The organism is Rhodococcus sp. HM1, from assembly GCF_023218075.1.
Lineage (GTDB): Bacteria > Actinomycetota > Actinomycetes > Mycobacteriales > Mycobacteriaceae > Rhodococcus.
Window position 1 is genome coordinate 185,022 of the sequence record NZ_JALPTB010000004.1, and the last position, 22,600, is coordinate 207,621.

The following is a 22,600-nucleotide window of genomic DNA, read 5'->3' on the forward strand; positions in this document are numbered from 1 at the left end:
GCGCGGGCTCAACGGCGTATGTCGTCGGTCACCACCGGCTCGGTGACCACACCGGGCGGTGCGGTGCGCGCGAGCAGCGCCCACGGCAGTACCGCGGCGAGCAGGATCGCGCCGGTCACCGTGAACGCGACCTCGAAGGACAGGCGTTCCGCGAGCAGGCCACCGACGACCGGCCCGACCACCGATCCGACGTCGGCGGTCATCTGGAACGCCGCCAGCACCGGACCGCCACGCGCCTTGCTGCCCACGACGTCGGCGACGGCGGCCTGCTGCGGCGGGCCGAGCAGACCGGATCCGATCCCGGCGACGAGAGAGGTGACGAAGAACAGCGGCACGTCGTCGGTCAGTCCCATCCCGATCGTGGCCGCGCCGCACACCAGCAGCCCGATCAGCACGAACGGCCGCCGCCCGTAGCGGTCGGACAGGCGACCGGAGGACATGAGCACGAGGGCATTGCCGACCGCGAACACCGTCAGCGCCACGCCCGCGAGGGACGCGTCGCGCTGCAGGACCTCGACGACGAACAGCGGCATCATCGCGACCCGCACCCCGAACACGGCCCATCCGTTGGCGAAGTTCGATCCCAGCGCCGCGCGATACATCGGCACGCGCAGTGCGTCGCGCAGCCGCAGCGCCGGGGCACCGTCGGCCGCGGCCGGTTCGGCGAGTGCGGATCCGCGCAGGCTGATACCGACCACGGCAGCGGCCACCAGCAACGCGATCGCGTAGATCACGAACGGGACCCGCAGGCCGAAGCCGACCAGGGCGCCGCCGACCAGCGGTCCGCCGATGTTGCCGAGCAGGAAACTCGTCGCGTACAGACCGGAGACGCGTCCGCGCGCATCCGGCGGCGCGATCCGGATGATCAGGCCCAGTGCGGAGACGGTGAACATCGTCGAACCGATACCGCCGAGCCCCCGGAACACCAGCAGTTGCCAGTAGTTCTGCGCGAACGCGCACGCGCCGGTGGACAACGCGACGATGAGCACGCCGGTGATGTAGACGGGCCGCTCCCCCAGCTTCTGCACGAGGGCACCGCTGGCCGGCGCGAACGCCAGCCGCATCGCGGCGAACGCGGAGACGACGACGGTCGCGGCGGTGATGCCGACGTCGAAGCTGCGGGCGAACTGCGGCAGTGCCGGGGCGACGAGTCCGAACCCGAGGGCGATGACGAAGCTGGCGCTGACCAGCACCCAGATCTCCCGCGGCAGCGCCGCGTCACGTGTGCGCATGATGAGCCGATGTTAGCTTCGCGCACGACACGACCGGGGGGCCGGTCGGTCGAGCACGACCGGCGTACGGGTCAACCGAGCACGCTCGACACCAGTTCGCGCGCGGCGTCTTGCACCTGCTTCAGATGGTCGGCGCCGAGGAACGATTCCGCATAGATCTTGTAGACGTCCTCGGTGCCGGACGGCCGGGCCGCGAACCACGCGTTCTCCGTGGTGACCTTGAGTCCGCCGATCGCGGCGCCGTTGCCCGGCGCCTCGGTCAACGTCGCCGTGATCGGCTCCCCGGCCAGCTCGGTGGCACCGACCTGGTCCGCGGACAGCTTCGCGAGCACCGCCTTCTGGGCGCGGTCCGCCGGGGCGTCGACCCGCGCGTACGCGGGGCTTCCGTAGCGGGCCGCCAGATCCGCGTATCGCTGCGACGGGGTCTGCCCGGTCACCGCGATGATCTCGGAGGCCAGCAGCGCCAGCAGGATGCCGTCCTTGTCGGTGGTCCACACCGAGCCGTCCTTGCGAAGGAACGACGCGCCGGCGCTCTCCTCCCCACCGAACCCGAGGCTGCCGTCGAGCAGACCCGGCACGAACCATTTGAACCCGACGGGCACCTCGAGCAGGTCGTGGCCCAGACCCGCGGCGACCCGGTCGATCATCGAGGAACTGACCAGCGTCTTGCCGACCTTCGCGTCGGTCGGCCAGCCGGGCCGGTGCCCGTAGAGGTAGTCGATGGCGACGGCGAGGTAGTGATTGGGGTTGAGCAGGCCACCGTCGGGGGTGACGATGCCGTGCCGGTCGGCGTCCGCGTCGTTGCCCGTCGCGACGTCGAACTTCGCGCGCGCCCCGATCAGCGACGCCATCGCGTTCGGCGACGAGCAGTCCATCCGGATCTTGCCGTCCGTGTCCAGGGTCATGAACCGCCAGGTCGCGTCGACGAGCGGGTTGACGACCGTCAGGTCCAGGCGGTGCCGTTCGGCGATCGCGGCCCAGTAGTCGACGCTGGCGCCGCCGAGCGGATCGGCGCCGATCCGCACCCCGGCCTCGCGCACCGCGTCGAGATCGACGACGTTCGGCAGGTCGTCGATGTACGCGGCGAGGAAGTCGTGCCGGCCCGCGGTCGCGAGGGCGCGCGTGGCGGGCACCCGGCGGACCCCGTCGAGGCCGGCTGCGAGCAGCTCGTTGGCGCGGGCCGCGATGACGGTGGTGGCGTCGGTGTCGGCGGGACCACCGTGCGGCGGGTTGTACTTGAAGCCGCCGTCGCGCGGCGGATTGTGCGAGGGCGTCACGACGATGCCGTCGGCACGCGGCCCGGTGCCGGCGTTGTGCTGCAGGATCGCGTGGCTCACCGCGGGGGTCGGGGTGTAGCGGTCGCGGGCGTCGACGACGACCTCGACGCCGCCCGCGACGAGCACCTCGAGCGCGGTCGTCCATGCCGGCTCGGACAACGCGTGGGTGTCGCGCCCGAGGAACAACGGCCCGGTGATGCCTTGCGCGGCACGATATTCGACGATCGCCTGGGTGGTCGCGAGGATGTGCTGTTCGTTGAACGCACCGTCGAGGCTCGATCCCCGATGCCCGGAGGTGCCGAACACTACCTGCTGCAGCGGATCCTGCGGATCGGGCTGCACGGTGTAGTAGGCGGTGACCAGGTGCGCGAGGTCCTCGAGGTCGCCGGGTTCTGCCGGTTGTCCTGCTCGTTCGTGCACCATGGGGTCCTCCTCGTCGACAGCGGTGTCGCTCTCATGCAGCAGCGTCGCTCTACAGCAGTGTCGCTCTCATACTGCCCGGGGCCGACCGGGCGCGCGCGACAACACGGATCAGGCAGTGAGGGTGTACCCACCCCACGCCGCGGCAAGCCCGGCGACGACGCTGACGACGACGTAACCGATGCCGGTGAGCGGGCGCCGGATCCGGGTGAGGCCGACGGCTTCGACCGCGAACGTCGAATACGTCGTGAGGCCACCGCAGAATCCGGAACCGAGCAGGGCGAACAGATCCGGGGACAGTGCGGCGGCCCCGGACAACGCCCCGAGCAGGGCGCACCCGAACACGTTCACCGCGAGCGTCGCGAGCGGAACACTGCGATACGACCGGATGTACCGTCCCGCCAGGTAGCGGACCACGGCTCCGGCTCCGCCGCCCAGCGCGACGAACAACACGGTCACCGCGCCGCCCTTCGCCGGTGTAACCGCTCGCCGATGGCCATTCCGCACCGCGCCGCGATCAGGGCGCCGGTGAGCGTGATCGCCACGTACGCCACCGCAACCGCCGGGTTGCGGACCGCGTCGACCGCGAACGTCGAGAACGTGGTGAAGCCGCCGAGCACACCGATTCCGAGGAACAACCGCAGCAACCGGTCCGGGCCGACCATCGCGGCGAGAATGCCGAGCAGCAGCGAGCCGGCGATGTTGATCGCGGCGATCGTCCACACGCCGGGGAACGCCGTGGACAGGCCGTAGCGCGCGACCGCGCCGAGTGCTCCCCCGGCCGCGACCACCGCGACCGCTCGGGCCTGCACGGCCATCACCGTTCGCCGGTCACGAAGCCGGCGGGACCTTGGGACAGGGGCACAAATCAGCGAGGCTACCCTGCCGCCGCCCGGCTATCGCACGCTGGGCCGCCGCGCGTCGGTGCCGCCGGGACGCTGTGCGTCGGTGCCGCCGGGAGGCTGTGCGTCGGTGCCGCCGCGACGCTGCGCATCCGCCCGCACAACCTCGCCGAGGCGGACCAGGTCGTCGGCGAGTTCTCCGGACCGGTCACGGTGTGCGGGGATCAGATTGACGATGACCAGTTCGAACGCCCGCGGCATCGCCAGCACTTCGTAGGACATCGTGACGCGGGTCCGCTTCCCGGTGGGGTCCAGCCGGAACGTCCAGGCCGTCGCGTCGCGGGTGAGCGCCGCGGGTGCGGTACGCGAGCACGCGGGGCGCGGAGACCTCGGTGATCGTGCACACGCGGGTCCAGCGGATCGGGCCGACCCGATTGCGGCCGCGGAACCTCGCTCCGACCCTCGGGACCGTGGCGCCGTCCAGCCACTCGGCGCCGTGGCATTCGCTGCTCCACTCGCCGATGCGGGTGACGTCGGCGAGCACCGCCCAAATTTGTTCGGGGGTCGCATCCACCACGGTGTCGACACTGCCGCCGGGCGGGATCCGTGCCGTGCTCACGGCAGCCGTCCCGGGGTGCGGGTGATCGGCTGGGACGGGACGGCCGCCGCGTCGGTTCCGGACCAGATCGCGGCGAAGTGGCGGCGATTCGCGATACCGAGGACGTGGAGCAGGAAGAACCGCGGGATCGCCGACACGAGGTGGACGACGTGGTCGCGGTCGTCGGCTCCGAGTCCGTCGATGAGCCAGATCCCTTCCTTGCCCAGGGTCACCATGCTCTTGGGGGCGATGTTGGCGTCCTCGTCCCAGGTGCGCCATTGCGCGTCGGTGAGGGTTTCCGACACGACCGGCATCATGTCGAGTTCTTCCCGTTCGAGGTGTGGCAGCAGCACGTCGGTCAGTGCTGTCAGGGCGGCACTCAGCCTCGCCTGCGAATCGCTGTCGGGGTAGGTGAAAAGTGATGCCGCCGATTCGAGTTCGGTAATTGCGGGCTCGATCCTGCGGTGGTCGTCGTCCATGCTGTGGACGAGGGCCGCGGCGTCGGGGTTGAGGCGGACGACGAGCGGATAGAGCGCGGTGTCCTCCCCTTCGTGATGGTGGCGCAGAAAGTCCATCATCCACAGGATGTGGTCCGCGAGCGGGCCGCGGCGGTTGTCTGGGACGGGTCCTGCTTCCAGGACCGTGCGTGTGCGGAGCAGGTCGCGCCTGAGCGCGGAGTGGACGATGCCCATGATCCGGGTGTCGGCGGGGCCTGCGGGGTCGGAGATCATGACTTCTCCTGTATTCGAGGAGGATCAGCGTTCGAGGAGGATCAACCGGGATCCGCCGGAGCGTCGACGACGGTGCGCGGGTCCGGTCCGAGCAGTCGGATGATCGCGTCGGCAATCCAGTCGCGGTATCGCTGCGGCGTCCACCCGGAGTTCTCGACGAGGAGCAGGTAGACGTCGGGGCTGCCGACGGCCCAGAGACCGTCGACCTGGTCGGGTTCGGGATCCCGGCCGAGAACGAGTGCGGCCGCCTGCCTGAAATTGACGCGGCGACGTTCGTGCAGTGCGCGCTGCCGAGCGGCGAGATCGGCGTCTGCGGCGGCAGCGTGCGCGAAGGTGCGTTCGAGCGGGGCGACCCTGCCGTACTGGGCTGTCAGCAGGTCGGCGGCGGCGCCCGCGCGTTCCGCGAGAGTGCCGACGCCCAGTGCCAGGAACTCGGGGCGCTCGGCCACCGGGATCGGTTCGTCGTCCCCCGCCACCGCCACGTCGATCACCCGCAACAACAGGTCGGTCTTGGTTCCTGCGGTGGCATAGACGGTTTCGACGGCCACGCGGGCGCGGCGTGCGATGTCGCGCATGCCGGTCGCGGACCAGCCTCGTGTGGCGAACAACTCCGCCGCCGCGTCGAGCACGGCCTGCCGGGTGTCCGCCGCGTTCGCGCGGCGGCGGGGCGAGTTGTACGCCCGTCGCGGTGAGGCCGGGGGTGCCGACGATTCCGACTTCGGCATGCACCCATTCTGGAACAGCCATGAATTCAATACAAGGCTGTTCCAGTGCCAAAACGCTGCGAAACCGGCCGACCGGCCCGTTTCATGGATGTATGGACAAGGCGAATTGGGATTCCGAGACCCCGCTGTTCACGGAAGAGTGTGCAGCCGGCGGAGCCACCCTCGCGATCGGGCTCGGGGTGGTCGTCACCCTGTTGTTGTTGGTGTTCCTCGTTCCCTGAATCGAAAAGTTGCACCCCGCTTCTCCGGGTACAGGGGTCGGAAAAGCGGGGCGCGAAAGTGGCCGCGGCGAGCGTGTCGGGGGCGCGTCTCCACGACCACGACGGTTGAATCGACAACCACGGATCGAGCGTTACGCCCGTTTCCCACTTTTTCTTTTTTCGTAGGTCCCGGACCGAATGGCATGATCCGGGCGTGAAAATTCGCGCACTCGCCCTGGCCCCTCTGCTGCTTCTCGCCGTCGCCTGCGGATCCTCCGACCCGGATCCCGCACCGTCGACGCCGGACGCAACCCCCTCGACGAGCTCGGCTCCAGCGGCCGATGCCACCGGCACGGCAAGCAACGTGGTGACGATCGACGGCGACGCCGCGGAACCGAAGACCGCAGAGGCGATGTGCGCCGAGCTCCTCCCGATGTTCGAGACCCTGCGACAGACCCCCGGATACAACGTCGAGACCGCGGCCGAGCAGTTCCTCACGGCGACGATGAACGGCGAGAGCCTCCCCGAGGATCAGCGGGAGAACTACCGCGAAGCAGTCCGGGCCGCCGCGACGGGTGAGTGCTGACCGCTCTTCCCCCGGACGAAAAAATACCCCAGGTGAGAGACCGTATTCGATCTCTCACCTGGGGTTTGGTGGAGCTGCCGGGAATCGAACCCGGGTCCTCCGCCGCCTCACCAGGGCTTCTCCGTGTGCAGTTCGCTAAGCCTCTACTTGGATCTCCCGGTCTCGCGAACAAGCCGAGATGACGATCCCAGTCACTGTTTGATGTCCCGCCCGACTCCGTGACCGAGTCGAACGGTAGAGCTCCCTAGTCGATGCCAGGATCCGGGTCGAGAGCAAACCCGGGCTGACAGAGACGCGATCGCTGATCAGGCAGCGAGGGCGTACTCGCGCTGAGTAGACTCGGCGCTTAATTGGTTGCAATGACGCTTACGGTGGTCTCTTGCCTGCACCGACACGCTTCCCCTAGTTGAACGTACGCAGTCGAAACCGTTCAGCCCCGTACGTACCTGCGACCTTCGCAGGACTACCGACTATAACGTCCGATTCGGGTGCTGTCATTCCCATTTTTCGGTGCGTTCACATGACGCGCCTCACAGCAGTTGGAGCGCCTCCCGGCAGTCGGCTTCGACCAGCTCCATGTTCAGCGCGGCGGCGACGCTCGCTCCGGCCGCGGCGCTGACGATCAGATTCGCCATCGGATCGACGACGTTGCCGGCCGCCCGCACACCCGGAACGCTGGTGGCACCCTGCGCGTCGACCGCCACGTAACTGCCGGCCGGGGTGTCGGTCCGCGCGCACCCCAGTTGCCGCAGCACCGCGTCCCGCGGGGTGAACACGAGCGCCCCGCCCACGAACAACCGCGCCCGCTCGAGCACCCGGCCGCCGGCCAGGGTGACCTCGATGTCGTCGGCGCCTCCGGCGACCGAGACCACCGGGCCGTCGACGACCACGACGCCGCGGGCCTCGAGCCGTTCGAGTTGTTCGCCGGTGAGATCGGTCTCGGTGCGGTCCCAGCCGCGGACCAGCGTCACGTCGTCGGACCACTGCCGCAGAAGGAGCCCCTGGTGGGCCGCCATGTCCGGGGTGTTCGCCAGGACCGCGACGGGCCGGCCCTGCACCTCCGAACCGTGGCAGTAGGGACAGTGCACGACCGTGCTGCCCCACCGCTGCGCGAGTCCGGGGATGTCGGGCAGTTCGTCGGCGAGTCCGGTCGCGACGAGCAGCCGCCGGGCGGTGACGGCGCCACCGTCGTGGTCGACGACGAAGCCGTCGTCACCGGCTCGGACGCCGCGCACCCGGGCGTGTTCGATGTGGCCGCCGTAGCGCCGGACCTCGTCGCGGCCCGTCGCGAGCAACTCCGCCGGCGACCGGCCGTCGAATCCGAGATAGCCGTGCAGGTGCGCGGCGGGCGCGTTGCGCGGCGTGCCGTCGTCGAGGACCAGCACCGACCGGCGGGCCTGTGCGAGGACGAGTGCGGCATTGAGACCGGCGGCGCCGCCGCCGAGGACGATCACGTCGAATTCCATCCACCCAGCCTCCCAGCGGCCAACAAATGCGGCAATGTTCTTTGCCGTATCGGCAACGGGAGGTCATGCTGGACGCATGGACCTCACCGCCCGCCTCGCCGCGATCGGACCGCGCCTGAAGGCGTTGCGCCAGGACCGGGACATCACCTTGCAGGACCTGTCCGACGACACCGGCATCTCCGTGAGCACCCTCTCCCGGCTCGAGTCGGGGCTCCGGCGGGCGACGCTCGACCTGCTGCTGCCCATCGCCATCGCCTACCGGGTAACGCTCGACGAGCTGGTCGGACCGGAGGTCGGGGATCCGCGGGTGACGGCCCGGCCGCGCACCGTCGGTTCGATGACGGTCATCCCCCTGACCAGGCAGCCCGGCAATCTGCAGGCCTACAAGATGATCCTCACCCCCGACGACGCACTACCCGAGCCGCGCACGCACGAGGGTTTCGAGTGGTTCTACGTGCTCTCGGGGCGTCTGCGGCTGATCCTCGGCGACCGCGAGCTCACCATGAGGGCCGGGGAGGCGGCCGAGTTCGACACTCGCATCCCGCATTGGCTGGGCCCGGCCGACGACCGCCCCGTCGAACTGCTCACGCTGTTCGGTAAGCAGGGCGAACGCATCCACCTGCGGGCCAGCAGCCGCGGTGCCGGTTCCACGCGAAGCTAGTGCGCAGCGACGTTCAGCTCGCGAATGTGATCATCGCGACCGCCGCGACCGCCAGCACCATGCCGATCCGTCGATCGGGGCCGACGCGCTCGCCGAGAACCGTCGTCGCCAGCAGCACCGTCGCCGCGGGGTAGAGCGCGCCGATCACGCTGACCATCGACAGCATGCCGTGCTGGAACGCGAACATCAGCGCCGCATTGGCGACGACGTCGAGCACCGCCACGCCGGCGATGAACGGCCACAGCTGCCGTGGTGGCCGCAGCAGCATCCCGGCGCCCAGCGCGACTGCGCCCACCACCACCGATGCCGTCAGCCGCGCCATCGCCAGCGGCCACAACCCGGTTCCCTCGGGGACCTGATTCATCGCCACGAACATCAGGGCGAAGGTGAGCCCGGACGCGAACGTCAGCCACGCCACCCGAGCGGTGAACCGCGGGTGCGCGCTGCCGCCGACGTCCTCGTCGGATTCGCGGCTGACCAGGACCACCGCGAGCAGTGCGAGCGCGATACCGGCATAGGCGAGCGGGCCCGGCCGCTCTCCCAGCACGAGCCCGACGAGCACGGGTATGCCCGCCACGAGCAGCGCGGTCACCGGAGACACCACGGACATCGGTCCCTCGGCGAGCGCCTGGTAGAACCACCAGATCGCCACCCCGCCGGCGACCCCGGCGACCGCACCCCACGCCAGGGACGAGAGGGTGATCTCCCCACCCACCAGCGGGGCCACCGCGAGCACCAGCAGCAGCGACAACGGGTACGACGCGACGACGAACCGCAGCGCTGCGATGCGCCGGGAGGCGACACCCCCGACGAAGTCGCTCACGCCGTAGCCGACCGCGGCAACCAGAGCGAGCAGGACCGCAGTCAGCGGCGCATTCCCTTCACGCGGCGGCCGAGCTCACGCGTGACCTCCCGCTCGGCGGTGCGACGCGCGATGTCCTGACGCTTGTCGTAGTCCTGCTTGCCCTTCGCCAGGGCCAGTTCGACCTTGACCTTGCCGTCGGAGAAGTACATCGACAACGGCACCAGCGTCTGGTTGCCCTCCCGGGACTTGCCGACGAGCGCGTCGATCTCGCGGCGGTGCAGCAGCAGCTTGCGGGTGCGTCGCGGCGCATGGTTGGTCCACGTGCCGTGGCCGTACTCGGGGATGTGCAGTCCGCGCAGCCACACCTCCCCGTCGTCGACGGTCGCGAACGCGTCGACGAGCGAGGCCTTGCCCTCGCGCAGGCTCTTGACCTCGGTACCGACGAGGGCGATGCCGGCCTCGTAGGTGTCGAGGATGGTGTAGTTGTGGCGTGCCTTGCGGTTGGTCGCGATGACCTTCCGGCCCTTCTCCTTCACGTGCAGGCCCTTCCGGTCCACGAGCGATCGAACAGAACACCGTCCAGCATAGGAACCTCCGGCAACCGGTTATTCACGCACGTACAGGCGCAGCGTGACGTACGCGGTGATCGCGGCCATGCCGACCCCGACGATCACGAGGATCGGCGAGACGAGCACCACGTCGCTGGTGGTGATGCGGGCGACGATGTTGGCGTCGTACACGTCGGCGAGCACATCGTCGACGAAGGCGCTCTTCGCGGTGAACAACGCCGCGATCGCGAGCACCGCGCCGATCACCGCGGCGACGACCGCTTCGAGCAGGAACGGCAGCTGGGTGTACCAGCGGGTGGCGCCGACCAGGCGCATGATGCCGACCTCGGTGCGGCGGGTGAACGCCGCGATCTGCACCATGTTCGCGATGAGCAGGATCGCGGCGATCGCCTGCACCACCGCGATCGCGAACGCCGCGTTGCGGACACCGGAGAGCACGCTGAACAGCCGCTCGACGAGGTCCTTCTGATTGAGCACGCTCTCCACGCCGGGCCGGTACCCGAACTCGTCCTGGATGATGCCGAACCGGTCCGGGTCCGACAGCTTCACCTTGAACGACGCCGGGAAGCTCTCCGCGCTGACCAGTTCGGCCAGCTCCGGCTGGTCCTTGAAGACACGTTCGGTCGCGTCGGCGACGGCGTCCTCACGGTTGAGGTACTGCACCGACACCACCGACGGCGTGTTCTCCAGGTCGCTGCGCAGGGTGCGGCAGATGTCCTGTTCGCAGTCGGGGTCGAGGGTCGAGACGTCGTCGGTGAGGAACAGCTGCACCTCCACCCGATCGAGGAAGATGCTCTGGGTCTTGTCGGCCATCTGCACGACGAGCAGACCGGCACCGAACAGGCCGAGGGAGATCGCGGTGGTCAGGATCATCGCGACGGTCATGGTGAGGTTGCGGCGCAGGCCGGTCACGACCTCGCTGAACAGGAAGCTTGCTCGCATCGGGTGGGAAGTCCTTCGGTTGCCGGGCGGTCGAGAGCTAGGGGCCGGCGCCTGCTAGCGGCCGACGCCGTAGACGCCGCGCGCTTCGTCGCGGACCACCCGGCCGAGGTCGAGTTCGACGACGCGCCGGCGCATGGAGTCGACGATGTGGTGGTCGTGGGTGGCCATCAGGACCGTGGTGCCGGTGCGGTTGATCCGTTCGAGCAGCATCATGATGTCCTGGCTGGTGTCGGGGTCCAGGTTGCCGGTCGGCTCGTCGGCCATGAGCACCAGCGGACGGTTCACGAACGCCCGGGCGATCGCGACGCGCTGCTGTTCGCCGCCGGACAGTTCGCCGGGCAGCCGGTCCGCCTTGCCGGAGAGACCCACCAGGTCGAGGACCTCGGGCACCGTGCGTTCGATGATGGACCGGGGCTTGCCGATCACCTCGAGGGCGAACGCGACGTTCTCGGCGACCGTCTTCTGCTGCAGCAACCGGAAGTCCTGGAACACACAGCCGAGGGACTGCCGCAGCTTCGGCACCCGTCGGCCGGAGAGCTTGTTGACGTGGAAGTCCGCGACGTGGACGTCGCCGGACGTCGGTGTCTCCTCGCGCAGCAGCAGTCGCAGGAACGTCGACTTGCCCGAGCCCGACGGTCCGATGAGGAACACGAACTCGCCTTTACCGATCTCGACACTGACGTTGTCCAGTGCGGGACGGGTGGACGTCTTGTACGACTTGGACACATTCTCCAGGCGGATCACGACGCCATGCTAGCTGTTTGTTACCGGATGGTGACCTACTGGCCTGGAGCGACGGTGGGTTCGGTGGTGTTCGCGGTGGTGGTGTTACCGCTGTCGCCGCCCTCGAGACCGGGGATGCCGGGGAACTCGGGCAGACGGAACCGCGGCGTCTCCGTCGTCGTGGGCGCGGTCGTGGTCACCGACGGCTCCGGGACGGCCGGTACCGAGGTGGGGGCGTCCGTGGTGGTCGTCGGCGTGGTGGACTGCGGCACGGTGGTCTCCGCGGTCGTCGCGGGCGTCTCGGCGGGCGCCACGAACGGCACGTACGGCGTCTCCGAGATCACGACCGCACCCGGCTGTGCCGGGACCGCCGGTTCCTCGTCCTGGTTGAGATAGAGGTACAGCATCCACAGGCCGAGCCAGGTCACGCACATCGCCACGGTCGTGGTGCGCATTCGGCCGCCGAACAGCTTGGGCGGGATCTTGATCTGCGGTCGCGTCTTCCCGGCCGCGGTCTCGTTCCCGGCCGCGGTCCCGGTGGTCGTCACCTTGCCGGTCGTCTCTTTGGCGGGTGTGGCCGGCTTCGCCCGATCGCCGGTCTTGTTCGCGTCGCTCATGCGTCCACCTCCTCCGCCCGGTTGACGACGGACACGGTGTCGAGTTGCGGTGTCACCGTGATGCCCTTGCGTCTCAGTGCGGCGGCGATGCGTGCCCGCAGCGCGCGGCCCACCTGGAACTGCTTGCCAGGCAGTGTCCGCGCGACGACCCGGATGCTGACCTGGTCGACCTCGAGGCTCTCGACACCCATCACGCTGGGTTCGTCGAGCAGCAGTTCCCGCAACTTCCCGTCCTTGTAGGCGGCGACACCCACGTCGTGCAGGATCTCGTTGACCTCGGAGATGTCCGCGGTGACCGGCACCGGCACGTCGATGACCGCCCGCGCCCAGTCCTTGGACAGGTTGATCGCCTTGTTGATCTGGCCGTTGGGCACGATGATCACCTCACCGGCCGAGTTGCGCAGCCGCGTCACCCGCAGCGTGACGTTCTCGATGGTGCCGACCGCGTCCTGTGAGGAACCGGTGACCGAGATCTGCACGGTGTCGCCGAACCCGTACTGGCGTTCGGTGATGATGAAGAATCCCGCGAGGATGTCCTGCACGATGCGCTGCGCGCCGAAGCCGAGCGCCGCACCGAGCACGGTCGCCGGCGCGACGAGACTGCCGATCGGCAGCTGCAGGTAGTCGAACACCTTCAGCGTCGCCACGATGTAGACGAAAGTGATGACCACCCACCGCACGACCTGGGCCACCGAGTGCCGGTGTTTGGATGCCTCCGACCGCACCAGGTCGTCCGACTCCTGGTACTTCTCGTCGATGTTCCGGGTGATCCGGTTCCCGACCCAGCTCACGAACCGGGCGATGATGACGGCGCCGAGCACCGTCAGGGCGATCAGCAGGCCGTTGGTGGTCAGCCAGTCGAGCAGCGTTCTACCGGGAAACAGAGGGAGACCTCCCTGGGGTCTGTGAAGTGTCGGGTCGAGCGATTACCGGGTCGGGCGGTTACTGGTTCTGGTTCTCGCGCATGCGCCAGCGGATGCCTTCTTCGAGAAATCCGTCGATCTCACCGTCGAGCACCGCCGACGGATTGTTGACCTCGTACTCGGTGCGCAGGTCCTTGACCATCTGGTACGGGTGCAGCACGTACGAGCGCATCTGGTTGCCCCACGAGCTGCCGCCGTCGCCCTTGAGCGCGTCCATCTCGGCGCGCTCCTCCTGACGCTTGCGTTCGAGGAGCTTGGCCTGCAGCACGCGCATGGCCGAGACCTTGTTCTGCAGCTGCGACTTCTCGTTCTGGCAGGTCACGACGATGCCGGTGGGAATGTGGGTCAGGCGCACCGCGGAGTCGGTGGTGTTGACGGACTGGCCACCGGGACCGGACGACCGGTACACGTCGACGCGCACGTCGTTCTCGTCGATGTCGATGTGGTCGGTCGTCTCGACGACCGGCAGGACCTCGACCTCGGCGAAGGAGGTCTGGCGACGTCCCTGGTTGTCGAAGGGGCTGATGCGCACGAGGCGGTGGGTGCCCATTTCGACGGACAGCGTGCCGTACGTGTAGGGCGCCTTGATCGCGAAGGTCGCCGACTTGATGCCGGCTTCTTCCGCGTAGGACGTGTCGTAGACCTCGACGCCGTAACCGTGCTTGTCGGCCCAGCGGATGTACATGCGCATGAGCATCTCGGCCCAGTCGGCGGCGTCGACACCACCGGCACCGGCCCGGATGTTCACCAGGGCGTCGCGCTGGTCGTACTCACCGGACAGCAGGGTGCGCACCTCCATCGCCTCGATGTCGGCGCGCAGCGCCGCGCGTTCGGCGTCGGCGTCGGCGAGCGCGGCCGCGCGGTCGTCGCCCTCCTCGCCCTCGGCGAGCTCGTAGAGCACCGGCAGGTCGTCGAGCCGCGAGCGCAGCTCCTCGACACGGCGCAGTTCGCCCTGGGCGTGCGAGAGCTGGCTGGTGACCTGCTGCGCGTGCTCCTGGTCGTTCCACAGCTCTGGGTCGGCGGCCTGGTGCTCGAGTTCGTCGATTCGACGGCGCAGCTCCTCCACGTCGAGGACCGTTTCCACGGTCTCGAGGGTGGTCGCGAGCTCGGCCAGGTCTGCGGAAACATCGGGATGCACGATTTCCAAGGTTACCGGCTAGCGTTCTGGGCATGACCACCGACTTCACCGCCGACCTGGACCTCGCCCTGCGCATCGCCGACGAGGCGGACGCCGTCACCCGCGCCCGCTTCGGTGCGCTGGACCTCAAGGTGAGCGACAAGCCGGACCTGACCCCGGTGTCGGACGCGGATCTCGCGGTGGAGCGACTGGTCCGCGACGTGCTGGGTGCCGAGCGGCCGGCGGACGCGGTGCTCGGCGAGGAGTTCGGCGGCGACGCGGTGTTCTCCGGCCGCCAGTGGGTGGTGGACCCGATCGACGGAACCAAGAACTTCGTGCGCGGGGTGCCGGTGTGGGCCAGCCTGATCGCGCTTCTCGACGACGGCGTGCCGGTGGTCGGCGTGGTCAGCGCCCCGGCCCTGAACCGCCGGTGGTGGGCGGTCGCGGGACAGGGCGCGTGGACGTCCTTCGAGGGCGGGGCGCCGCGCCGGATCGCGGTGTCGGAGGTGACCCGCCCGGAGTCGGCGTCGCTGAGTTTCTCGAGCCTGTCGGGCTGGCGCGACCGCGGCCTGCGCGACGAGTTCATCGCCCTGACCGACGAGGTGTGGCGGGTCCGCGCGTACGGCGACTTCTTCTCCTACTGCCTGCTCGCGGAGGGCGCCCTGGACATCGCGCTCGAGCCGGAGGTCTCGCTGTGGGACCTGGCCGCGCTCGATGTGTTGATCCGCGAGGCCGGGGGCCGGTTCACCGACGTCGAGGGCGTGGACGGCCCGCACGGCGGCAGCGCCGTCGCGACCAATTCGGCCCTGCACGACGACGTGCTCGCAAGGTTGCGTCCGGCGCACTGACCTGCGTCGGCGCGGTCGCCGGAAGGTTCTTACTCCGTAGTAGACACTCTTCTTACTCCAGAGTAAGGTTGGTGGGGTCCGATCCCATCGAGAGACTTCTGGTGATCATGAGCAAGCAAGACAGTGTGGCCCGGACCCCCCGACGCGATACGTCTGCGGTCGGCCTGAACCCGGTGAAGCGGGACGTCATGGGCGCCGCGATGCGCGTGCTCACGCGAATCACCGGTTCGGAGCTGGCGGATCGCTACAACTTCCGTCAGACCATCGACCGGGCCACGTACCAGTCCACCAAGACCGGCTTCAAGACGCTCGGTGCCGCCACCCGCGCGTTCAAGAAGGTCTCCGGCGGCGGTGCGCCGCAGCGCCTCGACGCACCGAAGAGAAGCGACTTCTTCGATCTGACCCCCACCGACGATCAGCAGATGATCGTCGAGACCGTCCAGGAATTCGCGGCCGAGATCCTCCGGCCCGCGGCCCACGACGCCGACGAGGCCGCAGCGGCGCCCGCCGACCTGCTCGCCCGCGCCGCCGAGCTCGGCATCACCCTCGTCAACGTCCCCGAGGCGTTCGACGGCGCCGCCACCGAGCGCGGCACCGTCACCAACGCACTCGTCGCCGAAGCACTCGCGCACGGCGACATGGGCCTGGCGCTGCCGATCCTGGCGCCCAGCGGCGTCGCCGTCGCGCTCACCCAGTGGGGCAGCGACGAGCAGCAGAAGACCTACCTGCCCGCCTTCGCGAGCGACGACGTGCCGCAGGCCTCCGTGGTGATCGCCGAGCCGCGCGCCCTGTTCGATCCGTTCGCCCTGCAGACCAAGGCAGTGCGCTCCCCCAGCGGCTACCGCCTCAACGGCGTCAAGTCGTTCGTCCCGGCCGCGGGCAGCGCCGAGCTCTTCGTCGTCGCCGCCGAACTCGACGGCCGCCCGGCCCTGTTCATCGTCGAGGCCAAGAGCAAGGGCGTCGTCGTCGAGGCCGATCCCAGCATGGGCCTGCGTGCCGCCGGCCTCGGCCGGCTGCACCTGAACGACGTCGCGGTACCGCAGTCGGCGTTGCTCGGCTCGGACGGAACCGATTCGCTCGACACCGCCGCCGCGGACCTGCGTGCCGAGCAGTACGCCGACGCCGTGCGTCTGGCCCGTCTGGGCTGGGCCTCGCTCGCGATGGGCACCGGCCAGGCCGTGCTCGACTACGTGATCCCCTACGTCAACGAGCGCCAGGCGTTCGGTGAGCCGATCAGCCACCGTCAGGCGGTGGCCTTCATGGTCGCCAACATCAAGATCGAGCTCGACGGCATCCGTCTCGTCACCCTGCGCGGCGCCTCCCGCGCGGAACAGGGCCTGTCGTTCGCCCGCGAGGCCGCGCTGGCCCGCAAGCTCGCGACCGACAAGGGCATGCAGATCGGCCTCGACGGCGTGCAGTTGCTCGGCGGCCACGGTTTCACCAAGGAACATCCCGTCGAGCGCTGGTACCGCGATCTGCGTGCCGTCGGCGTCGCCGAGGGCATCGTCCTCATCTGAGCGGTCCGACCCGAACAAGGAATCTGTAGATGATCAATCTCGAACTTCCGAAGAAGCTCAAGGCCTCTGCGAATCAGGCTCATCAGGTCGCCGCGCAGATCTTCCGCCCGGTCTCCCGCAAGTACGACCTCGCCGAGCACGTCTACCCGGTCGAGCTCGACACGATGGCCGCGATGGTCGAGGGGCTCAACGACTCCGGGCAGGGTGCGGCCGGCGCCGCCCTCGGGCGCGACGCGAAGAAGCAGGATGCCAAGGGCGGCAACGCCAACGGCGGCAACATGGCCGGACTGCTCAACGTCATCGAAACCTGCTGGGGCGATGTCGGACTGACCTTGTCCATCCCCTACCAGGGCCTGGGCAACTCGGCGATCGCCGCGGTCGCCACCGACGAACAGCTCGAACGGTTCGGCAAGGTGTGGGCCTCGATGGCGATCACCGAACCGAGTTTCGGCTCCGACTCGGCGGCCGTGACCACCACCGCCGTGCTCGACGGCGACGAGTGGGTCCTCAACGGCGAGAAGATCTTCGTCACCGCCGGTGAGCGTTCGACGCACGTCGTCGTCTGGGCCAGCGTGGACCGATCCAAGGGTCGCGCGGCGATCAAGTCGTTCGTGGTGCCGCGCGACGCACCGGGACTGAGCGTCGCCCGGCTCGAGCACAAGCTCGGCATCCGGGCATCCGACACCGCGGTCCTGGTTCTGCAGGACTGCCGAATCCCCAAGGACAACATCCTCGGTTCCCCCGAGGTGAACGTCGAACAGGGCTTCGCGGGCGTCATGCAGACCTTCGACAACACCCGGCCGATCGTGGCCGGTATGGCGATCGGCCTGGGACGGGCCGTGCTCGAGGAACTGCGCGCGATCCTGTCCGAGGCCGGAATCGAGGTGTCCTACGACATCCCGGCGAACAACCAGCACGCCGCGGCCGCCGAATTCCTGGCGCTCGAGGCGGATTGGGAAGCGTCCTACCTGCTCGCGCTGCGCGCCACGTGGATGGCCGACAACAAGAAGCCGAACTCGCTCGAGGCGTCCATCTCGAAGGCGAAGGCCGGACGCACCGGGACCGCGGTGTCGCTCAAGGCCGTCGAACTCGCCGGCACCTACGGCTACTCGGAGCGGCCGCTGCTCGAGAAGTGGGCACGCGACTCGAAGATTCTCGACATCTTCGAAGGCACCCAGCAGATCCAGCAGCTCATCGTCGCGCGACGCCTGCTCGGCAAGTCGTCCTCCGAACTCAAGTAAGCGGGTCGAACGCGAGAAACCGGTCCGGGGCGCCACGGCGGCCCGGACCGGTTTCCGTGCGACCTCGGGTGGCTCACGAGTCGAACCGGAAGGATTCGAGAACCCGCGGATCGCCGGTGGGAGCGTGGGTGAGGCACCAGGTGTCGAAGTCCTCACGGCGGAAACGGGATTCGGTGGGGACCAGGCGTATCTGAGGCCTCTCCGGGTCCATCCACCACACGAGGAAGTCCGTGACGGTCCCCTCGGCGGGCCAGCTGCCGGTGTCGTCGGGAAGCAACAGAACGTCGACGAATCCGCCGACGGGAAGACCGAGGTCTACGAAGATGCCGATCGCGCCCGGCCGTGGGATCAGTGCGACGGTTCCGGACAATCGCTGCCCCGGAACGAGGTTGGCACGCACTCGATCCCAGTCGTCAGGGTCGGAGCCCGGAAGACTCCAGCCGTAGGGAGGGTGCGGTCGATTCTCGTCGGGCTGTTCGGGCATGCCGACGAACCTACCGGCGATGGAGCGAAAGATGCCGCCGTGATCAGAATCGCGGTTCCGGCTTCGACGTGGCGGTCCGGACGACGACAGCCGACACCGCTGCCACGACGGCGGCAACGGCCGCGGCCACCGCGGCAGGTGTGGACTGCCAGCCGTCGGAGTCGATGCGCGCCAGCGCGATCCACAACAGCCCCCAGACGATCGCGGCCGTGACCGCGAGCCGCCCGCGTCCGACAACGGCCAGGAACACCGACACCACAGCCACCAGCGCGAGGACGATCACCGCCCACGTGTCCGCTCCCAGACCCAGCGGGTCGAGGCGGTCGGCCTGCAGCGCGGCGGCGATGTTCGCCCCCGTCGCGACCGCCACCCAGCCCAGATACACGAACATGGTGCCGTCGACCACCACTGCCTCGAGCCGGGACTCCGGCCGGGTTGCCGTGAGCAACACGAAAACCCTGGCCAGAACCCCGAGCAGCGCCGCGATGACCACGACGCTGAGCCACACCAGATCGACCTGGACGGCCAGGATCCATGCGGCATTGAGCAGCATCGACGCGGCGATCCACCACCCTGACTGTCGCTGACGCGGATTCGCGCGCTGCTGCGGCAGCGCCTGCCACACTGCGAGCGCGATCAACCCGACGTAGATGAGCGTCCAGATCGAGAAGGCGGCGCCGCCGGGCGCGACGGCCGTCGCATCAGCCGACAATGCTCCTCCCGCCGCCTCCGAGATCGGGGTTCCGGCAACCGCTCCCGAGCCGGGGAACGAACAGAGCACCGCGACGACCGCACTCAGTGCGACAACCGTCGTGCGGATCGAGTCGGTGGGCGAAGTCGTGCCGACGTGGGGCGTCATGCGATGCAGATGCCCGTCCTGGCCGTTCACGAAACCCCGAAGGGTTGTCAGAGGCGCACCGCCAGCTCGGCGACCAGGTCGCCGCGGTCCCCGACCACGACATCGGACAGTCCCAGCCAGGTCGCCATCTCCCGCAGCTCGACGGCGAGGGATTCGGCGACCTCCCCGGCGTCGCGACCCGGTTCGACGAACGCGCCCGGCACGCGCAGGGCGTCGGCTCCGCGGTCGGCTTTGAGGTCGACCCGCCCCACGAGGTCACCGTTCTGCAGGAACGGGAAGACGTAGTAGCCGTGCACGCGTTTGTGGGCGGGCGTGTAGATCTCGATGCGGTACCGGAAGCCGAAGAGCCGCTCGGTGCGCGGCCGGCAGAAGACGAGCGGATCGAACGGGCAGAGCAGCGCCGTGCCGTGCGCGCGTCGCGGGATGCGGGCGGCGGCATCCAGGTAGGCGGGATCGGACCAGCCGCGCACGGTCACGGGTACGAGCACGCCCTCGTCGACGAGATCGGCCACGGCCGCCGTGGTCTGCTCGGCCGAGAGCCGGTAGTAGTCGCGCAGATCCGCGGTGGTGGCCACCCCCAGCGACCGTGCCGCACGGTGAACGAGCTCGCGGATCGCGTCGCGCTCGTCGATCTCCACGCCGATCACGTCGTCGGGGAGGACACGTTCGGCCAGGTCGTAGTGCCGGGTGAAGGCGACCCGCCGGTCGACCGACAACGCGCCGGAGGCGAAGAGCTGCTCGCAGATCACCTTCGTCTCGGTGCGTCCCCACCACGGCCCGCCGCGGCCCTGCGGCGTGATCCGCAGGTGCCGTTCGATGTCCCCGGCGGTGGCGGCACCGACCTCCCTGACGACGTCGAGCACATCCCTGCCCAGCATGGGATTCTGCTCCACCACACGTCGTTCCCCGGCCCAGCGGCCGTGGGAGTAGCGGTTCATGCGCCACCGCATCAGCGGCCAGTCGTCGACGGGGATCAGCGCGGCCTCGTGCGCCCAGTATTCGACGAGGGCGCGCGGCGACCGGCTCGTGTTCTGCCAGGCGGCGGTGTCGAGGAGTTCGCGGTCGTAACCACCGATCCGGCTGAACACCGGCATGTAGTGCGCGCGCACGGCGACCGACACCGAGTCGAGTTGAAGCAACGACGTGCGCTGGACCGCGCGCAGCACGTGACGGCGCGTGGCACGGCCGGCCGGGCGACGGTCCGCGAAACCCTGGGCGGCGAGGACGACGCGTCGGGCCGCGTCGGCGGTCAACTCGAGCACACCTCCACCCTGTCATCGACCCCCGACATCGGAGCTTCCTCCCCTACCCGGGGCGACGGTGAGCGCAAAGGTGCCCCCATCGGCTGTGATTTGGGTCACGATGTGGGTGCATCCATCGGGCACAAGGAGGTGTCGTATGTCGGCGCAGGATCTCGTCCGGAAGGTCACCGACACCGTCGGATCGCTCATGGTCATGCAGCGCGCCGGGGTACTGTCGTTCCCCCGGGTCGACCACACGGTCTCCACGCTCCTCGCGGTGCGCAAGTACGGACCGTTCGCCGGGCCGGTGCACGCCGACGTCGCACGCGGCCTCGAGGCCATCGCGATCATCGACGAACGTGGCGCGGTCAGTTACCGGAACCTCGAAGGCATGTCCAACGCGCTGGTGCGGGCCTGGCAGGCCGACGGCATCCGCCCCGGCACCGTGCTGGGTGTGATGGCACGCAACCACCGCGGCCTGGTCCTGACGATGCTCGCGTCGGCGAAGCTCGGCACGAAACTCGTGCTGATGAACACCGGACTCGCACCCCGCCAGCTCGCCGACATCGCGGCCCGCGAGAACGTCGAGACGTTCGTGTTCGACTCCGAGTTCGCCGCCGCGGCCGCTGCCCTGCCCGAGGGCACCCGCACCTATCTGTCGTGGCAGGACGAGCTGGTTCCCGGCGCACCGGCCATCGACTCGCTGCTCTACAAGTTCGATCGGTCGCCGGTCCCCGCGCCGTCGGAGCCGGGCGGATTCGTGCTGCTCACCAGCGGTACCACCGGCACCCCGAAGGGCGCGCCACGCGGCCGGACCTCGCCGTTCACATCCGCCCAGTTCCTCGACCGGGTTCCGTTGCGTCGTGGCCAGAGGATGCTCATGGCCGCGCCCGCCTTCCACGGCACCGGCGTCTCCCAGATGGCAATGGCCCTGGCGCTGGGGCAGACGGTGATCATGGCGCGCCGGTTCGATCCGCTCGAAACCCTGCGGCTCATCGAGGGCGAACGGGCGAACGTGCTGGTCGTCGTGCCCACGATGCTGCAGCGCATCCTCGACCTCGGCATCGGGAAGATCGCGGAGTTCGACACCTCGAGCCTGAAGATCATCTTCGCTGCCGGGTCGGCCCTGTCCCCCGATCTGTGCCGGCGCACCCGCGAGGCGTTCGGCGACGTCCTGCACAACCTCTACGGGTCGACCGAGTGCGCGGTCGCGACGGTCGCGACCCCCGAGGACCTGCGGCGCGCGCCCGGAACCGCCGGCCGCCCACCCGTGTCGTGCCGGGTGGAGATCCTCGACGACGCGGGTAACCCCGTCACCGAACCCGGCGTGTCCGGACGCATCTTCGTCGCGAGCGGGCTGAGTTTCGAGGGCTATACGGACGGGCGGGACAAGGAACGCATCCGCGGTCTGCTCGCGACCGGCGACGTCGGTCACTGGGACGCCGACGGCTATCTCTTCGTCGACGGCCGCGACGACGACATGATCATCTCCGGCGGGGAGAACGTGTATCCGCTGGAGGTGGAGAACCTGCTGGTCGAACGCGACGACGTGCTCGACGCGGCGGTGGTCGGGGTGGAGGATCCCCAGTTCGGCGCCCGCCTGCGGGCGTTCGTGGTCCCCACACCCACAGCAGCCCGCGACCCCGAGGAGATCAAGGCGTACGTGAAGGCGAATCTGGCGCGCTACAAGGTGCCGCGCGATGTGATCTTCCTCGAGGAACTTCCCCGCAACACGACGGGCAAGCTGCTCCGCCGCGTGCTGGTCGACATGAAGATCTGACCGGTCCCCTCCGAGCGAATGTATCGCTCGGCTCCTCCAACCGAGCGAACGGTACATTCGCTCGGAAAAGGGTTAATGGCCAGAATGTGTGTACAGAACCCGCCATTTCCTGCCCCTGACCTCGAATGATAGGCGTCCGAACATGCTCTGAAAGCATGTTCGGTGTCAGCTACCCGGAATTCCCCGCTCTGTGGTG

Annotated in this window: 26 protein-coding genes and 1 other RNA gene; 7 read left to right on the forward strand and 20 right to left on the reverse strand. The window is 69.1% G+C overall.

From position 1 onward, the window contains the following. Positions 1 to 8: 8 nt before the first annotated feature. The 8 genes from M1M07_RS04180 to M1M07_RS04210 all read right to left on the reverse strand — a co-directional run bounded on the left by M1M07_RS04180 (position 9) and on the right by M1M07_RS04210 (position 5,825). A complete protein-coding gene (locus M1M07_RS04180) occupies positions 9 to 1,232 on the reverse strand; it encodes an MFS transporter (RefSeq protein WP_197254364.1) in 1,224 nt (407 codons plus the stop codon). A gap of 71 nt (positions 1,233 to 1,303) precedes the next feature. Then, positions 1,304 to 2,932: a phosphoglucomutase (alpha-D-glucose-1,6-bisphosphate-dependent) gene (gene pgm / locus M1M07_RS04185; RefSeq protein WP_197254362.1), complete on the reverse strand. Its 1,629-nt coding sequence runs from the start codon at positions 2,930 to 2,932 to the stop codon at positions 1,304 to 1,306. 108 nt (positions 2,933 to 3,040) lie between these two features. Next, positions 3,041 to 3,388, reverse strand: a complete 348-nt coding sequence (gene crcB, locus M1M07_RS04190) for a fluoride efflux transporter CrcB (protein WP_197254360.1) — start codon at positions 3,386 to 3,388, stop codon at positions 3,041 to 3,043. Then, on the reverse strand, positions 3,385 to 3,747 hold the full coding sequence (locus M1M07_RS04195) for a CrcB family protein (RefSeq protein ID WP_197254358.1): 363 nt from the start codon (positions 3,745 to 3,747) through the stop codon (positions 3,385 to 3,387). Before M1M07_RS04195 ends, crcB begins: the two co-directional genes overlap by 4 nt. Positions 3,748 to 3,825: 78 nt before the next feature. After that, entirely contained in the window at positions 3,826 to 4,053 is a 228-nt protein-coding gene (locus M1M07_RS04200; protein ID WP_197254425.1) for a hypothetical protein, read from the reverse strand. Next, positions 3,980 to 4,390, reverse strand: a complete 411-nt coding sequence (locus M1M07_RS33180; RefSeq protein WP_197254350.1) for an SRPBCC family protein — start codon at positions 4,388 to 4,390, stop codon at positions 3,980 to 3,982. Before M1M07_RS33180 ends, M1M07_RS04200 begins: the two co-directional genes overlap by 74 nt. Then, on the reverse strand, positions 4,387 to 5,100 hold the full coding sequence (locus M1M07_RS04205) for a hemerythrin domain-containing protein (RefSeq protein ID WP_197254348.1): 714 nt from the start codon (positions 5,098 to 5,100) through the stop codon (positions 4,387 to 4,389). The genes M1M07_RS33180 and M1M07_RS04205 overlap by 4 nt, the downstream gene beginning before the upstream one ends. Before the next feature lie 41 nt (positions 5,101 to 5,141). Then, positions 5,142 to 5,825, reverse strand: a complete 684-nt coding sequence (locus tag M1M07_RS04210) for a TetR/AcrR family transcriptional regulator (RefSeq protein ID WP_231611143.1) — start codon at positions 5,823 to 5,825, stop codon at positions 5,142 to 5,144. 92 nt (positions 5,826 to 5,917) lie between these two features. Between M1M07_RS04210 and M1M07_RS32680 the strand changes: the two genes are divergently transcribed. Together M1M07_RS32680 and M1M07_RS04215 are read left to right on the forward strand one after the other, a co-directional pair. Beyond that, positions 5,918 to 6,046 (forward strand): hypothetical protein, encoded by a 129-nt coding sequence (locus tag M1M07_RS32680; protein ID WP_269437665.1) that lies wholly within the window; start codon positions 5,918 to 5,920, stop codon positions 6,044 to 6,046. Positions 6,047 to 6,239: 193 nt separating this feature from the next. Then, a complete protein-coding gene (locus tag M1M07_RS04215) occupies positions 6,240 to 6,611 on the forward strand; it encodes a hypothetical protein (RefSeq protein WP_248673362.1) in 372 nt (123 codons plus the stop codon). 66 nt (positions 6,612 to 6,677) lie between these two features. Here the strand turns inward: M1M07_RS04215 and ssrA are convergent. After that, positions 6,678 to 7,049: a transfer-messenger RNA gene (gene ssrA, locus M1M07_RS04220) on the reverse strand. A gap of 92 nt (positions 7,050 to 7,141) precedes the next feature. Beyond that, a complete protein-coding gene (locus tag M1M07_RS04225) occupies positions 7,142 to 8,077 on the reverse strand; it encodes an NAD(P)/FAD-dependent oxidoreductase (protein WP_248673363.1) in 936 nt (311 codons plus the stop codon). 76 nt (positions 8,078 to 8,153) lie between these two features. On the opposite strand from M1M07_RS04225, the gene M1M07_RS04230 reads away from it, so the two are divergent. Continuing rightward, complete coding sequence (locus tag M1M07_RS04230; RefSeq protein ID WP_197254345.1) at positions 8,154 to 8,738, forward strand: helix-turn-helix domain-containing protein; 585 nt, start codon at positions 8,154 to 8,156, stop codon at positions 8,736 to 8,738. Between the two features lie 13 nt (positions 8,739 to 8,751). Here the strand turns inward: M1M07_RS04230 and M1M07_RS04235 are convergent, their stop codons facing one another. From M1M07_RS04235 to prfB, 7 genes are all read right to left on the reverse strand, one after another. Then, the gene (locus M1M07_RS04235; protein WP_197254421.1) at positions 8,752 to 9,594 is read right to left on the reverse strand and encodes a DMT family transporter; all 843 of its coding nucleotides are present in this window, start codon (positions 9,592 to 9,594) and stop codon (positions 8,752 to 8,754) included. A gap of 8 nt (positions 9,595 to 9,602) precedes the next feature. Further along, positions 9,603 to 10,079 (reverse strand): SsrA-binding protein SmpB, encoded by a 477-nt coding sequence (gene smpB, locus M1M07_RS04240; RefSeq protein WP_197254419.1) that lies wholly within the window; start codon positions 10,077 to 10,079, stop codon positions 9,603 to 9,605. A 69-nt stretch (positions 10,080 to 10,148) separates the two neighbouring features. Further along, the gene (gene ftsX / locus M1M07_RS04245) at positions 10,149 to 11,054 is read right to left on the reverse strand and encodes a permease-like cell division protein FtsX (protein ID WP_197254343.1); all 906 of its coding nucleotides are present in this window, start codon (positions 11,052 to 11,054) and stop codon (positions 10,149 to 10,151) included. Positions 11,055 to 11,108: 54 nt separating this feature from the next. Further along, on the reverse strand, positions 11,109 to 11,798 hold the full coding sequence (gene ftsE, locus M1M07_RS04250; protein ID WP_197254341.1) for a cell division ATP-binding protein FtsE: 690 nt from the start codon (positions 11,796 to 11,798) through the stop codon (positions 11,109 to 11,111). Between the two features lie 35 nt (positions 11,799 to 11,833). After that, positions 11,834 to 12,394: a hypothetical protein gene (locus M1M07_RS04255; protein WP_248673364.1), complete on the reverse strand. Its 561-nt coding sequence runs from the start codon at positions 12,392 to 12,394 to the stop codon at positions 11,834 to 11,836. Further along, positions 12,391 to 13,248 carry a mechanosensitive ion channel family protein gene (locus M1M07_RS04260; protein WP_231611151.1) on the reverse strand — a complete coding sequence of 286 codons (858 nt, stop codon included), beginning with the start codon at positions 13,246 to 13,248 and terminating at the stop codon, positions 12,391 to 12,393. The genes M1M07_RS04255 and M1M07_RS04260 overlap by 4 nt, the downstream gene beginning before the upstream one ends. A gap of 88 nt (positions 13,249 to 13,336) precedes the next feature. Then, positions 13,337 to 14,455: a peptide chain release factor 2 gene (prfB, locus tag M1M07_RS04265; protein ID WP_248673365.1), complete on the reverse strand. Its 1,119-nt coding sequence runs from the start codon at positions 14,453 to 14,455 to the stop codon at positions 13,337 to 13,339. Positions 14,456 to 14,487: 32 nt separating this feature from the next. Between prfB and hisN the strand changes: the two genes are divergently transcribed. The 3 genes from hisN to M1M07_RS04280 all read left to right on the forward strand — a co-directional run bounded on the left by hisN (position 14,488) and on the right by M1M07_RS04280 (position 18,040). Next, positions 14,488 to 15,282, forward strand: a complete 795-nt coding sequence (gene hisN / locus M1M07_RS04270) for a histidinol-phosphatase (RefSeq protein WP_248673366.1) — start codon at positions 14,488 to 14,490, stop codon at positions 15,280 to 15,282. Positions 15,283 to 15,383: 101 nt separating this feature from the next. After that, positions 15,384 to 16,799, forward strand: coding sequence for an acyl-CoA dehydrogenase family protein (locus M1M07_RS04275; protein WP_248673381.1), 1,416 nt, complete (start codon positions 15,384 to 15,386; stop codon positions 16,797 to 16,799). Between the two features lie 29 nt (positions 16,800 to 16,828). After that, positions 16,829 to 18,040 carry an acyl-CoA dehydrogenase family protein gene (locus tag M1M07_RS04280; RefSeq protein WP_248673367.1) on the forward strand — a complete coding sequence of 404 codons (1,212 nt, stop codon included), beginning with the start codon at positions 16,829 to 16,831 and terminating at the stop codon, positions 18,038 to 18,040. A gap of 73 nt (positions 18,041 to 18,113) precedes the next feature. Here the strand turns inward: M1M07_RS04280 and M1M07_RS04285 are convergent, their stop codons facing one another. Genes M1M07_RS04285 through M1M07_RS04295 form a run of 3 tightly spaced genes read right to left on the reverse strand, consistent with a single transcriptional unit; the run spans position 18,114 to position 20,645 of the window. Next, positions 18,114 to 18,524 (reverse strand): hypothetical protein, encoded by a 411-nt coding sequence (locus tag M1M07_RS04285; protein WP_248673368.1) that lies wholly within the window; start codon positions 18,522 to 18,524, stop codon positions 18,114 to 18,116. 43 nt (positions 18,525 to 18,567) lie between these two features. After that, entirely contained in the window at positions 18,568 to 19,383 is an 816-nt protein-coding gene (locus tag M1M07_RS04290) for a TspO/MBR family protein (RefSeq protein ID WP_248673369.1), read from the reverse strand. Positions 19,384 to 19,430: 47 nt separating this feature from the next. After that, positions 19,431 to 20,645 (reverse strand): winged helix-turn-helix domain-containing protein, encoded by a 1,215-nt coding sequence (locus M1M07_RS04295; protein WP_248673370.1) that lies wholly within the window; start codon positions 20,643 to 20,645, stop codon positions 19,431 to 19,433. Positions 20,646 to 20,781: 136 nt separating this feature from the next. On the opposite strand from M1M07_RS04295, the gene M1M07_RS04300 reads away from it, so the two are divergent. Beyond that, positions 20,782 to 22,404: an acyl-CoA synthetase gene (locus M1M07_RS04300; protein WP_248673371.1), complete on the forward strand. Its 1,623-nt coding sequence runs from the start codon at positions 20,782 to 20,784 to the stop codon at positions 22,402 to 22,404. Positions 22,405 to 22,600: the final 196 nt, after the last annotated feature.